Genomic DNA, 721 nt, shown 5'->3' on the forward strand with positions numbered 1-721 from the left:
GTACCCGGCAAGCCCTTCCATCTCCACGGCGCTGCGCGATTCTTCGCGCCACAGCCCTCACCGGAGGGCAGACCCCGACAGATACGCGCGCTTGTGAAAAAGCCCTTTCGGTACGTTTGTGGCGTTCGACAAACGTGCCTCGCCAGAACGCGGACGAAGCCCGCGTGGCGAAACGCGTGTAGCCCAGGGAAGCACACACGTCAGGCCGAGCAAGACACCAGAAGCAAACCGTCCGCCGATGGGCAAACGCCAGATTCAATCCACCGGAATCCTCTTCACGAACAACCGCTCATAACTCCCCCGACAACAGTCCGCGACATTCGCCGCACGCCCGTCGAGTACCGGCGGCTCGGCCGGCGGTGGGCCGAAGCCGGTCGATGCCCACACCGTGTCGTACCAGTGCGGCGCCCAGATGCCGTCGGTGTCGCGCGGACCGGCCGGCCAGTGCAGCATGGCCGGGTCGAAGTCCAAGTCCAGGTGGGCGCACAAGGCGCGCAGGTGGCCTTCCGGATCGTGCAGGAACTCGCCCGAATCGATGATCGGTGGATCCTGACCCAGCTCCTCGGTCACGAAGCGATACAGCGCCCACTGCTGGGGCACGCCGATCGCCTCGTCCGACACCGTGTCGCGCTTGTTCAGGTACGAGGCGACGACCGAGCGCGGGTCGCGGATCAGGAAGGCGTGGGTGAAGCCACCCAGCCATTCGCGATCGAGCATCGCC

1 protein-coding gene is annotated in these 721 nt (G+C 65.9%); it reads right to left on the reverse strand.

The features are described 5' to 3' along the window. Nucleotides 1–255: 255 nt before the first annotated feature. A partial coding sequence (locus HFP89_RS00205) for a sulfotransferase (protein WP_168715624.1) occupies nt 256–721 on the reverse strand: 466 nt, incomplete at its 5' end.

The organism is Wenzhouxiangella sp. XN79A, assembly GCF_012272825.1.
Lineage (GTDB): Bacteria > Pseudomonadota > Gammaproteobacteria > Xanthomonadales > Wenzhouxiangellaceae.